Annotated in this window: 13 protein-coding genes; 7 read left to right on the top strand and 6 right to left on the bottom strand. The window is 69.9% G+C overall.

Features of this window, described 5'->3' with window-relative positions; genetic code table 11:
* Window positions 1–221 precede the first annotated feature (221 nt).
* A complete protein-coding gene (locus tag ACIPJI_RS09765) occupies window positions 222–1,433 on the bottom strand; it encodes an NADP-dependent malic enzyme (RefSeq protein WP_402245393.1) in 1,212 nt (403 codons plus the stop codon).
* Between the two features lie 524 nt (window positions 1,434–1,957).
* Here ACIPJI_RS09765 and ACIPJI_RS09760 point away from each other — a divergent pair.
* From ACIPJI_RS09760 to ACIPJI_RS09750, 3 genes are read left to right on the top strand one after another with little or no spacing between them, the layout of a single operon-like run.
* Window positions 1,958–2,905 (top strand): ABC transporter substrate-binding protein, encoded by a 948-nt coding sequence (locus ACIPJI_RS09760; protein ID WP_356621365.1) that lies wholly within the window; start codon window positions 1,958–1,960, stop codon window positions 2,903–2,905.
* Between the two features lie 44 nt (window positions 2,906–2,949).
* Entirely contained in the window at window positions 2,950–3,930 is a 981-nt protein-coding gene (locus ACIPJI_RS09755; RefSeq protein ID WP_356621364.1) for an amino acid ABC transporter permease, read from the top strand.
* 20 nt (window positions 3,931–3,950) lie between these two features.
* A complete protein-coding gene (locus ACIPJI_RS09750; RefSeq protein WP_307710485.1) occupies window positions 3,951–4,703 on the top strand; it encodes an amino acid ABC transporter ATP-binding protein in 753 nt (250 codons plus the stop codon).
* Window positions 4,704–4,802: 99 nt separating this feature from the next.
* On the opposite strand, the gene ACIPJI_RS09745 is transcribed toward ACIPJI_RS09750, so the two are convergent.
* The gene (locus tag ACIPJI_RS09745; protein WP_402245801.1) at window positions 4,803–5,492 is read right to left on the bottom strand and encodes a class I SAM-dependent methyltransferase; all 690 of its coding nucleotides are present in this window, start codon (window positions 5,490–5,492) and stop codon (window positions 4,803–4,805) included.
* A gap of 174 nt (window positions 5,493–5,666) precedes the next feature.
* Here ACIPJI_RS09745 and ACIPJI_RS09740 point away from each other — a divergent pair, with 174 nt between their 5' ends.
* Window positions 5,667–6,296, top strand: coding sequence for a CGNR zinc finger domain-containing protein (locus tag ACIPJI_RS09740; protein WP_307708227.1), 630 nt, complete (start codon window positions 5,667–5,669; stop codon window positions 6,294–6,296).
* Here the strand turns inward: ACIPJI_RS09740 and sodX are convergent.
* The gene (gene sodX / locus ACIPJI_RS09735; RefSeq protein ID WP_402245390.1) at window positions 6,200–6,619 is read right to left on the bottom strand and encodes a nickel-type superoxide dismutase maturation protease; all 420 of its coding nucleotides are present in this window, start codon (window positions 6,617–6,619) and stop codon (window positions 6,200–6,202) included. The two genes, ACIPJI_RS09740 and sodX, sit on opposite strands and share 97 nt — an antisense overlap.
* Window positions 6,620–6,769: 150 nt before the next feature.
* Between sodX and sodN the strand changes: the two genes are divergently transcribed.
* Window positions 6,770–7,165, top strand: coding sequence for a superoxide dismutase, Ni (sodN, locus tag ACIPJI_RS09730; RefSeq protein ID WP_356621363.1), 396 nt, complete (start codon window positions 6,770–6,772; stop codon window positions 7,163–7,165).
* A 114-nt stretch (window positions 7,166–7,279) separates the two neighbouring features.
* Complete coding sequence (locus ACIPJI_RS09725) at window positions 7,280–8,833, top strand: glycosyltransferase family 39 protein (RefSeq protein ID WP_402245388.1); 1,554 nt, start codon at window positions 7,280–7,282, stop codon at window positions 8,831–8,833.
* Between the two features lie 44 nt (window positions 8,834–8,877).
* On the opposite strand, the gene ACIPJI_RS09720 is transcribed toward ACIPJI_RS09725, so the two are convergent.
* A complete protein-coding gene (locus tag ACIPJI_RS09720) occupies window positions 8,878–9,858 on the bottom strand; it encodes a LysR family transcriptional regulator (protein ID WP_402245386.1) in 981 nt (326 codons plus the stop codon).
* A gap of 193 nt (window positions 9,859–10,051) precedes the next feature.
* Between ACIPJI_RS09720 and snpA the strand changes: the two genes are divergently transcribed.
* Complete coding sequence (gene snpA / locus ACIPJI_RS09715; protein ID WP_402245384.1) at window positions 10,052–10,708, top strand: snapalysin; 657 nt, start codon at window positions 10,052–10,054, stop codon at window positions 10,706–10,708.
* Window positions 10,709–10,785: 77 nt separating this feature from the next.
* Here the strand turns inward: snpA and ACIPJI_RS09710 are convergent, their stop codons facing one another.
* Window positions 10,786–11,229, bottom strand: coding sequence for a DUF6304 family protein (locus ACIPJI_RS09710; protein ID WP_307708221.1), 444 nt, complete (start codon window positions 11,227–11,229; stop codon window positions 10,786–10,788).
* 446 nt (window positions 11,230–11,675) lie between these two features.
* A complete protein-coding gene (locus tag ACIPJI_RS09705; RefSeq protein WP_402245382.1) occupies window positions 11,676–12,257 on the bottom strand; it encodes a dihydrofolate reductase family protein in 582 nt (193 codons plus the stop codon).
* Window positions 12,258–12,363: the final 106 nt, after the last annotated feature.

Here is a 12,363-nt window from a genome sequence, read left to right as displayed (position 1 = left end):
AGCATCACAGCAGCACCGGATGAACCCCGGAAGACCCCCACGGGAACACCCGCCCCGATTCGGCCACACCCGCGCCCGGCGCCGCGTCCCACCGTCGGACGCGCCCGCCCTTTGCCCCGCCCTCCCGGCCCCGGCCCCCCGGCAGACAGAACCGGGCCGTGCCGTACCCCCGCACGGGATACGACACGGCCCGGTTCGGTCAGCCGCGGTGCCGACTCAGGTCAGCGGCGTGCGACGCCCTCCGCCCGCGCTGCCGCGGCCACCGCCGCGGTCACCGCGGGCGCGACCCTCTCGTCGAAGGGCGAGGGGATCACGTAGTCGGCCGAGAGCGCGTCACCGACGACGTCGGCGAGCGCGTCCGCCGCCGCGATCTTCATGCCCTCGGTGATCCGGGACGCCCTCACCTGCAGCGCGCCCGCGAAGATCCCGGGGAAGGCGAGGACGTTGTTGATCTGGTTCGGGTAGTCCGAACGGCCGGTGGCCACGACCGCCGCGTACTTGTGCGCGACGTCGGGGTGCACCTCCGGGTTCGGGTTCGCCATGGCGAAGACGAACGCCCCCGGCGCCATGGACGCGACAGCCGTCTCCGGCACGGTGCCGCCGGAGACGCCGATGAAGACGTCCGCGCCGGCCAGCGCGTTCTCCAGGGAGCCCGAGAGACCCGCACGGTTGGTGAGCTCGGCGAGCTCACGCTTGACCGGCGTCAGGTCCTCGCGGTCACGGCTGACGATGCCCTTGCGGTCGGCGACCGCCACGTCACCGAGACCGGCCTCCAGCAGGAACTTCGCGATCGCCACACCGGCCGCGCCCGCGCCGGAGATGACACCGCGCAGGTCACCGAGCGTGCGCCCGGTCAGCTTGGCGGCGTTGCGCAGGGCGGCGAGGGTCACGACGGCGGTGCCGTGCTGGTCGTCGTGGAAGACGGGGATGTCGAGGCGCTCCTGGAGCTTGCGCTCGATCTCGAAGCACCGGGGTGCCGAGATGTCCTCGAGGTTCACTCCGCCGAAGGACGGCGCGAGACGCACGACGGTCTCGACGATCTCGTCGGCGTCGGTGGTGGCGAGGGCGATCGGGACCGCGTCCACGCCGCCGAACTGCTTGAAAAGGATCGCCTTCCCTTCCATGACCGGGAGGGATGCCTCCGGTCCGATGTCTCCGAGACCGAGCACCGCCGTTCCGTCCGTCACGACGGCGACGACCTGGGACTTCCAGGTGTAGTCGTGCACGAGCTCGGGCCGCTCCGCGATGGCGGTGCAGACCTTGGCGACGCCGGGTGTGTAAGCGAGGGACAGGTCGTCCTTGTTCCGCACCGGCACGGTGGCCTGGACGGCCATCTTGCCGCCGCGGTGCAGTGCGAACGCCGGATCGAAGGGCTCGTCGGCGCTCTCCGTGTCGGCGCTGTCGCTGCGAGGATTGACGATCTCCGCTGCCATGTGGTTGACCCCTTAGGTCTTCATCAGTTGAGGGTGGCCACTCCTGGTTGAGGAGGGGTGGGCGGGCACCGCGTCCGTTCCCTGCACCAGGGCGGTTGGCCCGCCCGGGCAGGGGGAGGTACGTACGCGCGGGCGCGCCGCACACGCGCCCTGAGCCCCGGATGAGGGGTGTAAGGATCCTTCTTACCGGACGGACCACACCGCGGACGAGTCGATATGCGCTCGGTGACGCGGTTCATAGCCAGAAACCCGGACAAGCCCGCCAGGTGCAGCCGAACCCGTCCAGAAGGCAAGACGACCGAAGATCTTCCGGCCGGAAGAAGGCTTTCCAGCGAATGGTCCGGCCTTGATGTACCGGCCCGCCGGGGTTCGGGGGTGACCCGTTATCCGATTTTGACATGCGTGGCCCCCTGAATGGGCTCGTCCGAATGGCAAGATGCCGAAAACAGACAAGGTCGCGACACTCGAAGATGAGTGCAGTACGACCTGGTAACTCCACCTTCACCCGCCGGAGGACCCCGATCATGACCGCAAGCACCAAGCGCCGCACGACCGCAGCCAAGTCCCGGACAGCCGCGGTCGGCGCCATCGCGGTCGCCGGCGCCATGCTGCTGACCGCGTGCGGCGACCAGACGGACAACGGAGCATCCGAGTCGGAGACCAAGGGCACCGCGTCCGCGGCGCCGCTGGCCGACAAGCTGCCCAAGGAGATCCGCGACAAGGGCGTCATCAAGGTCGGATCCGACATCGCGTACGCGCCGATGGAGTTCATGGACGAGGGCAACAAGCCCGCCGGTGTGGACATCGACATCGCGAAGGCTCTGGGCAAGGTCCTCGGCGTCGAGTTCCAGTTCGAGAACTCCACCTTCGACCAGCTCGTCCTGGGCATGAACAACGGCCGCACCGACATCGTCATGTCGTCGATGACGGACACCAAGGAGCGCCAGCAGGGCGCGACCGAGGACGCCAAGGGCGGTGCCGACTTCGTCAACTACTTCAAGGCCGGCTCCGCGATCCTGGTCCAGAAGGGCAACCCCAAGAAGGTCAGCACGCTGGACGACCTGTGCGGCCTGACGGTCGCCGCCCAGCGCGGCACGGCCAACGAGGCGCTGCTGAAGGAGACGCAGAAGAAGTGCGGCTCCGACAAGATCAAGGAGTTCATCTCCGACCAGGACACCGACTCGATCACGCAGCTCCAGACCAAGCGTGCCGACGCGGTGATCACCGACTTCCCGGTCGCCCTCTACAACGAGCTGAACGCGGGCGGCGGCAAGCTCTTCGAGGTCGTCGGCGAGCAGATCGACGCCGCCCCGTACGGCATCGCGGTGAGCAAGAAGAACACGCAGCTGCGTGACGCCCTCCAGGCCGCCGTCCAGCAGATCATCGACGACGGCTCGTACGGCGAGGTGCTGAAGGAGTGGAAGGCCGAGAGCGGCGCCATCGAGAAGGCAACGGTCAACGCCGGCAAGTGACGCCACTCGCCGTCACAATCTCCCTCATGTAAGGCAGCAACTCTGTGACTGACCCCCTCGACAAGGTGCCGGCCGACGTCCCTCCGGACGGCGGCCGGGACGCCTCCCCCGCCAAGGACCCCGCCAAGTACACGGGTCCCATCAAGGCCGTGCCCGTGCGCCACTACGGGCGCTGGATCAGCGCCGTCGTGGTGCTCGCACTCCTCGCACTGCTGGTGCGGGCGTTCGCCGACGCCCAGATCCAGTGGAGCGTGGTCGGTGACCAGATCACCAACGGCACGTTCGCCTGGGGCGCCTGGGAGACCCTGAAGATCACCGTCTACTCGATGGTGATCGGTGTGGTCCTCGGCGCGATCCTCGCGGTGATGCGACTCTCGCCCAACCCGGTGCTCTCCTCGGTGGCCTGGGGCTACATCTGGTTCTTCCGCGGCACCCCGGTGCTGGTGCAGATCCTGCTGTGGTTCAACCTCTCGCTGGTCTTCCAGTACCTCGACCTCGGTTTCATCTACCGGGACGAGATGAACCAGGTCATGACGCCCTTCGTGGCGGCGCTGCTGGCGCTCGGCCTGAACGAGGCCGCGTACATGGCCGAGATCTGCCGGGCCGGCATCCAGTCGGTCGACTCAGGTCAGACGGAGGCGGCGCACGCGCTCGGCATGAAGGGCGGCAGGACGATGCGTCGCATCGTGCTGCCGCAGGCCATGCGGGTGATCATTCCGCCGACCGGCAACGAGTTCATCAACATGCTCAAGACCTCCTCGCTGGCGTTCGCCATCGGCTACGGCGAGCTGTTCCTGCGGGGCCGTGAATTCGGCTCCCGGACGCTCGCCATCATGGAGGGCTACATCGTGATCTCGCTCTGGTACCTGGCGCTGACGACCGTGTTCAGCATCGGCCAGTACTACCTGGAGCGGTATTACGCCCGCGGTTCGAGCCGTTCACTGCCGCCCACGCCGCTCCAGCGGCTGCGCAAACAGCTGTCGTCGTTCCGTGTCCAGAGCAACGTCGGAGGCGTGAAGGTATGAGTTCCCAGTCGACGCAGCCGATGGTGAAGGCCGAGAACGTCCACAAGTCGTTCGGCCATGTGAAGGTCCTCAAGGGCATCGACCTGGAGGTCGCGCCCCGCGAGGTGTTCTGTCTGGTCGGCCCCTCCGGCTCCGGCAAGTCGACCTTCCTGCGGTGCATCAACCACCTGGAGAAGATCAACGGCGGCCGGCTCTCGGTCGACGGGCGTCTGGTGGGCTACCGGGAGAAGGGCGACAAGCTCTACGAGCTGAAGGAGAGGGAGGTCGCGGAGCAGCGCAGGGACATCGGCATGGTCTTCCAGCGCTTCAACCTCTTCCCGCACATGACGGCCCTCGCGAACGTCATGGAGGCTCCGGTCCAGGTCAAGGGCGAGTCGAAGTCCGTGGCCCGCGAGCGGGCGCTGAAGCTGCTGGACCGGGTGGGGCTGGCCGACAAGGCCAAGAACTACCCGACCCAGCTCTCCGGCGGCCAGCAGCAGCGCGTCGCGATCGCCCGTGCGCTCGCGATGGAGCCGAAGCTGATGCTCTTCGACGAGCCGACGTCGGCCCTCGACCCCGAGCTGGTGGGCGAGGTCCTCGACGTCATGCGCGGTCTCGCGGAGGACGGCATGACGATGATCGTCGTGACCCACGAGATGGGCTTCGCCCGTGAGGTCGGCGACGCGCTCGTCTTCATGGACGACGGCGTGGTCGTCGAGGCGGGCCACCCGCGTGACGTGCTCGGGAACCCGCAGCACGAGCGGACGAAGTCGTTCCTCTCGAAGGTGCTCTGACCTGCCGAGAGCGCTCTGATCTGCCGAAGGCGCTCTGCGAGGAACCGGCAAGGGGCGGTACGGACCCGGTGGTCCGTACCGCCCCTGCGCGTTCCGCCGCTACTTCAGGGCCAGCACCAGCGCGTCCGACGGCGACGCCCACACCGGGCGCGCCTCGGCGAAGCCGGCCGCCCGCAGGGCCTCGGCGTGCCATTGGGCGGAGGGGGTGTCACCGTCGGCGTGCTCGCCGTAGATACGGAACCGCTCCGCGGTCGGCTCGGCCAGGACCGGGTCCTTGGCGGCGAGCGCCCACCACTCGGCCCAGTCGAGAGCGCCGGCCGCCCTGGCCCGTTCCATGCCCGTGTGCCGGTGCGCGCGCTCCGCGGCGTTGATACGAGGTGTGGACGCGTCCTTCATGTGGTCGGCGTTCATGAAGACGCCGCCGTCGGGGACGAGGGTGCCGATCTGCCGGTAGAGCGCGGCGAGCGGCTCGCTGTGGAGCCAGTGCAGCGCGGTGGCGGTGAGCACCGCGTCGTACGAGGTGTGCGGCAGGGACTCCGTCCAGGCGGGGTCCTTCAGGTCGGCGGTGACGAACGTGACGCGCTCGTCGCCCGCGAAGTGGCCCCGGGCGATCGTCAGCAGCGCCGGATCGAGATCGACCCCGGTGCTGGTGGCCTCGGGGAACCGCGCGAGGAGCCGGTCCGTGATACTTCCCGTACCGCAGGCGAGGTCGAGGACTCTCGGCTTCGGGCCGACCGTGGCCTCGACCATGTCCAGCATCACCCGGAACCGCTCCTCGCGGTCGGGCATGTACCACTCCTGCTGACGGTCCCAGCTCTCCTGCCAGGCCCGCCAGTCGGTGCCCGCCACCGTGCCCTTGTCCGTCCCGCCCACCGGAAGCCTCCCGTCCGTAATACCCTCGGTTGATAAGCAGCCGTTACCAGCCGTTACCCTCACCCTAGAACGCCGCTGTAAGGACTACAAGTGGAACTGGCCTATTACTCGGACTACGCCGTACGGCTGGTCAACACCGAGGAGCCGGCTCGCGGCAAGGACTCCCTCACCTCGGTCGAGGCCGTCCGCGAGCTCTTCGGCGCGTCGTCCCAGGCCGCCCGCCGCGCCACCGACTCGGACGTCACCCGATTCCGCTCGGTACGGGGCCGGCTGCGCGCGGTCTTCGCCGCGGCCGACGCGGGTGAGGAGACCCAGGCCGTCGACCTGCTCAACTCCCTGCTGCTGGAGTTCCCCGTCAGCCCGCAGATCTCCGGGCACGACCACCGGGACGAGGACGGCCGCCCCAAGTGGCACATGCACCTCGCCGACCACCCTTCGAACGCGACCGCGGGCTATGCCGCGATCGCCGCGATGGGGCTGGCGTTCCATCTGACCGAGTACGGCGTCGACCGCCTCGGGCTCTGCCAGGCGGCGCCCTGCCGCAACGCGTACCTGGACACGTCCACGAACCGCTCGCGCCGCTACTGCTCCGACCGCTGCGCGACCCGCGCCAACGTGGCCGCCTACCGGGCGCGCAAGCGTCTGGAGAGCGAGCGGTCGGGGCCCACCGGCCGCACCGCGGAGACCAGCCAGGAGACGACCCCCGTCACGGACCGCTGATCCTGGGCGAGCGGACGGAAGCGGCTGCGCACCCGGCCGAGCAGCAGCTCGGGCGGCACCACCCCGAAGACACGGCTGTCGCCGTCGGCGCCGGGGTTGTCGCCGAGCACCCACCATCCCCCGTTGCGCCGTTCGGCCAGCCGCTTGACGATGAGCAGGTCCTGCTGCAGCGGATGGCGGAGCACCGCCACGTCGCCGACGCGCAGCGAGGCACGGTAGTCGACCAGCAGCTGGTCCCCGTGCACCAGCGTCGGAACCATCGACGGCCCGGTCACCTCGGCGACCCCGAACCGGGCCCTCGGCTCCCGCCCCTGTTCAGTCATCAGCCACCTCCGACTCCCACTGTATGTTCGACCACCGGCCCGGTACGGACCCCGGACTTTTGACCTAAGCCCAAGGGGGCACCCGCCGAAACGGTCCCCTCACGGAGTAATGTCCCACCTGAGAAGACGATCACGAGGAAGGACAGCTCAATGCTCTCCCGCCTGTTTGCCCCCAAGGTGAAGGTCAGCGCCCACTGCGACCTGCCTTGCGGTGTCTACGACCCGGCCCAGGCCCGCATCGAGGCGGACTCGGTCAAGGCCGTCCAGGAGAAGTACCAGGCCAACGAGGACCCGCACTTCCGCGCCCGTGCCACGGTCATCAAGGAGCAGCGCGCGGAGCTCGCCAAGCACCACGTCTCGGTGCTCTGGAGCGACTACTTCAAGCCGCCGCACTTCGAGAAGTACCCGGAGCTTCACCAGCTCATCAACGACACCCTGAAGGCGCTCTCCGCCGCCAAGGCGTCCACGGACCCGGCGACCGGCCAGAAGGCCCTCGATTACATCGCCCAGATCGACAAGATCTTCCGGGAGACCAAGAAGGCCTGACCTCGCGTCAGCTTCCCGCACCCGGCCCGCGGCTCCTCGTCCGGAGTCACGCGGGCCGGGTGCGGCCGTATGAGGCGGCAAATGGACGTACCGCCTCCGGTTCCAGTGGTCGCGGTGTCGCAAGGAGGAGCCATCGAGCTTCGGGAACAGGCCACGGCCGAGCACCTCCCGGCCGCGCCCCCCGGCCCGGTCGGCGAGCAGCCCGAACCGGCGGACCGGTCCGGGCGGGTGCACTGCTTCCTCGCCCCGGCCGCCCTCGCCCTGGCCCTCGGACTGTGGGGCATCACCCGGCAGGGCACGATGTGGCGCGACGAGTCCGTCACCTACCAGGTCGCGCACCGGAGCCTCCCGGAGATCTGGGCGCTCCTGCAGAACGCCGATGCCGTCCACGGCCTCTACTACTTCCTGATGCACGGCCTCTTCGCCCTCTGGGACGGCGGTCTCGTCACGCTCCGGCTGCCGTCCGTGCTGGCAGTGGCCGTGGCCGCCGGGCTCGTGGGACTGACCGGGTGCCGCATCGCCGGGCGCGGAGCGGGCCTGCTGAGCGGCCTGGTCTTCGCGCTCACCCCTGAGGTGCAGATGTACGCCCAGGAGGGACGCTCCTACGCACTCGTCTGCGCGCTGGTCGCACTGGGCACCTATCTGCTCCTGCGCTGTCTGACCGAACCGTCCCGGCGGCTGTGGATCCACTACGGGCTCTCCTTGCTCGCCGCGAGTTGGCTCCACGAGTTCGCCGTACTGGCGCTGCCCGCGCACGGCATCACCGTGCTCGCTTGCCGCGCGGACCGGCCCGTCCGGCGCGCATGGGCGGTGACGGCGGCCGCCGTGGCCGCCGGCCTGGTCCCGCTGGTCCTGCTCAGCGCGGGCCAGTCCGGCCAGGTGTCGTGGATCAGCGGCCCGAAGCCGAAGGAGTGGCTGGAGATCACGGGCGTGGCCCTGGTGGCCGTGCTGTGCGCCCGGTACCCCGCCCCCGGCCGCAGACCCGTCCTGCTGCCGCGTCTGGCCCTGCCCCTGGCAGTTCTCCCGACGGCCGTACTGCTGCTGTCGGCGCTCCACGAGCCCATGTACGTGGACCGGTACGTCCTGTTCACCGACATCGGCTTCGCCCTGCTCGTCGGCACGTCGCTCAGCGCGCTCGTCACCGCCGTCTCCCACCGTGGTCCGCTGCGCGCCCGGCTTCCTCGCACCACGGCCCTGACGGCGACGGCTCTCGCGGCCCTGCTCGCGCTCACCCCGGTGACGCTGCAGATGCGGACCCCCGACAGCAGGAAGGACGACGTGACGGCCGTCGCCGAGGAGGTCCGGCACGTCTCCGCCCCCGGCGACGGGGTCGTCTTCGCGCCCTCACGCCGGCGCGAGTGGAGGCTTTCGTACCCGGACGAGTACGGCGGCCTCGTCGACCTCGCGCTCCGAGTGACCCCACAGGCCTCCGCGTCCCTCCAGGGCGAGGAGCTCCCCGCTCCCGAGATCCGCGCCCGCATGCTGTCGATGGACCGGATCGTGGTGCTGAGCGACCCGCCGGGCCAGCCGGAGGACACCGTGCCGCAGGAGGCGGTCAAACGCGCAGTCCTGCGCACCCACTTCGACGAGTGCTCCCGCACCCGGGTGAAGGGCGCCCAGGTGACCCTCTACGCCCGCGGGACGAAGTGCCCGCCGAAGGGGAACTGACGGCCTGACAGGTCACGGGCGTCCCCCTGACCGCCCGCGTGGCATCAGGCTGCCGGCAGCGGCGCCGGTTCCGCCTGGGTCAGGAGGGGGCTCTTGTGGCGCAGCAGCCATTGCCGGTAGGCGACCGCCCGCAGGGCCGCCTCGCGGTAGGCGGCGGTCAGGTCCGCGTACACCCACTCGTACAGCTCGCCCGAGGGCCCGGGTCTGGAGCACAGCAGGAGGCGTACGGCGAGGGGATCACCGCGGAGCGGGCGGACGGCCATGTCCTCGCGGGGCATGGAGGTCGGCTGGCAGGGGGCGACGACCTCGCCGACCGCGATCAGGGATGCGGCCGTGTGGTAGTCGCCGTGCAGGACGGGCGGGTCGATACCGGCCGCGCCCAGTACCCGCCGCAGCCCGTCCCACTCCCCGTCCACTGTCGGGTCGACCATCCAGCGGTCATGGGCCAGATCCGCGAGGTCCACGACGGGGGCGGCCGCGGCGGGGTGGTCCCGCGCCAGGGAAACGAACTGCGGCTCCCGCTCCACGAGTACCCGCACGCACAGTCCGTCCGGCACCAGTAACGGGCACCCCTCCACCTCGTGCACGAAGGCGACGTCGAGCTGGCCGGCGGCGACCATCCGCAGCAGGGCGTTGGCGGACACGTCCATATGGAGCGAGATGTCGGTGCCCGGCAGCCGGTCGCGCAGGCGGCGCAGCCAGCCGGCGAGCGCCCGGCTGGCGGTCGACCCGATGCGCAGCAACGGGCCGCCCTCACCGGCCGCGGCTGCCTTCGCCTCCACGACGAGTGCGCCCATCTCCGCGACGAGCGGCCGTGCCCGGCTCAGTACGGAACGGCCGAGCGGGGTCGGCCGGCAGCCGGTGCGCTCCCGTGAGAAGAGCGCCGCGCCCAGGAAGTTCTCGATGCGGCGCAGTTGCGTCGTCAGGGACGGCTGGCTGACACCGAGCTGCCGGGCGGCTTTGTGCAGGCTGCCGGTGTCGGCTATGGCGCACAGCGCACGCAGATGCCTCACCTCGAGCTCCATGCTCACGAGCGTAGAGCTGCACCAACTGCCACACCAGACACCGTAGTCGGGGCAGGACGGGCGGATCGGGACAGGCTGCTGCGGAGTGGGGGATGCGCCCGCGCTATCGCCTCCTGGCATCATCCGCGCGGCGGTGCGCCTCCCCGAGACTTCGGCTACCGAACTTCGTTCATCGGACGAGTAGGAGCCCCCCATGCGTCACACCAGAACGTTATTGTCCGCCGTCGTCGGTCTGGGCCTCGCCACCGCCCTCGGCACCGTGCCCGCCACCGCCGCCAACTCCCCTGCGGCCGCGGTGACAACATCCTCAGCTTCGTACGCCGCGTACGAAGGCTCCGCCGAGGACGCGAAGGCGACCAGGGCCTTCTTCGACGCCGTGGTGAAGTCCGTCGCCGAGAAGCGCGCGGCGAACCCCGGCGCGCAGGCCGTGACCGTCGTCTACAACGCGAGCAACGCGCCCACCTTCCGCACCCAGATAGCGCGCAGCACCCAGATCTGGAACGGCTCGGTCAGCAACGTCCGGCTCGTCGAGGGCTCGGGCGCCGACTTCGCCTACTACGAGGGCAACGACTCACGCGGCTCGTACGCGAGCACCGACGGGCACGGTCGCGGCTACATCTTCCTGGACTACCGGCAGAACCAGCAGTACAACTCCACCCGCGTCACGGCCCATGAGACCGGGCACGTGCTCGGGCTGCCGGACCACTACTCGGGTCCGTGCAGCGAGCTGATGTCGGGCGGCGGCCCCGGCACGTCGTGCCAGAACGCCTACCCGAACTCGGCGGAACGCTCCCGCGTGAACCAGCTCTGGGCGAACGGGCTCGCGGCCGCGATCGCCAAGGTCTCCTGACCGGAGCGCCGGCCACCGGGAAGGGCGCCCCGCAGTGCACGGCGGGGCGCCCTGTCGCGTCTGCCGCGACCTGGAGCTCAGGCCTGGGCCGGTTCGCGCCGGCCGAGCTCGGCGCCGGGCGGCAGCTGGCGGCGGATGCTGCCGAGCGCGTCGTCGAAGTCCCCGTCCGCGACACCCGCTTCGTAGGCCGCACCGCCGTAGTGCAGCGTCAGATTGAGGTCCGACCGGTCGAGGGGCGGCACTCCTCCGGTGGGCTCACCCAGTGTCAGCAGACAGCTCAGGGTCGCCTGCTGGACCGTGCCGTCCGCGTGGACGGGCAGGGGCATGTCCCATTCCAGGACGCAGGAGGCCAGCACCTGGGACGCCCCCGCCGCCCTGAGGGCCGCGAAGGTGGCCCCCTCGTACACAACGCCTCTGATGGATGTGCGCAGTTGGCCGCCGCTCGCCGATATGGTGACCGATTCCGCGCCCTGCCGGTCGCGGTACCAGCCCGCCCAGGCTTCCGTAGACTCCGATGACATGCGCGGACTGTAGCGGTAGGGCCGAGCGGGCCGCGCCGCAGGTGCCCCTCAGGAAGTGCCGGCGTCCCGGCCGGGGGCGTCGTCGGGTGATTCTCCGGACCGTCCCGCCGCCGATTCGTCAGACGCGTCCGGTCCGCCCGGCTCCTCCGGCCGGCTCGAGCCGCCGGACCGGTCCGGCCCGCCCGGGCCGGATTTCGCCCCTCCCTCCGGGGGGACGTAGAGCGGACAGTCGGGATTGCGGCAGGGACCCGGCTCCCACAACGGGACGTACGTGCCCAGTGTCTTGTGCCGCTTCACCACCGAATCCACCGGTTGCCCGCACGCGGCACACACGTGCTTCGGGTCGTGACTCGTCCGCGGTACTTCACGTCCTTTGCTGCCCATACGGCCAGAATAGGTCGCTATGGGCAGCTCGGACAGCGCAGCCTTGCGGTCAGCCCCCGCGGTCAGCCCTTCCGGCTGTACTGCCTGACGACCACGTCGTTACCGAAGGACCGCACGGAGTCCAGCGAGAAGGCCGACAACCGGAAGGGGGCCGCGAACATGGGCATACCGGAACCGAGCACGAGGGGGTAGGTCTTGATGACGAGTTCATCGACCTCGTCGATCAGCTGCCCGGCGAGATGCGCCCCGCCGCACAGATAGATGTCCAGGCCTTCCTCCTTCTTGAGCTCCCGGACCGCGGCGGCCACGTCGCCCGAGAGGATGCGCACGTTCGGGTCGGGCGACTCCTGGATACTGCTCGACACCACGAACTCGCGCAGATGGGCGTACGGACTGGTGATGTCGGCCTTCAGCGCCAGGTCGTAGCTGGCGCGGCCCTGTATGACCGTGTCGTATCTGCTGTTCGGCACGTCGTGGACACCCAAGGCGCGGCGGACCGGGGTCGGCAGGGTGTCAGCGCATTCCTCCTTGAGGTAGTCGAGGTAGTCGTCGGCCACAAGCTCCGTGAAGAAGTCCGCTTCTCCTCCCGGGGCACCGATGAAGCCGTCGATGGATGCAGCGATGAAGTGGCTGAGCTTTCGCAAACCGGTCCTCTGATCGTCGGACACCGAAGAGGCCACCGACGGCCGGGCCCACGCTCGCACCCGGCCGGACCGGGAGCCCGAACCACTTCATCCATAGTGCTTCGGT

The sequence above is a fragment of the Streptomyces sp. NPDC086835 genome (assembly GCF_044745705.1).
In the GTDB taxonomy this organism is placed as follows: Bacteria; Actinomycetota; Actinomycetes; order Streptomycetales; family Streptomycetaceae; genus Streptomyces.
Note: the sequence above shows the minus strand (reverse complement) of the source record. Positions and strands in the feature narration are given on the sequence as shown.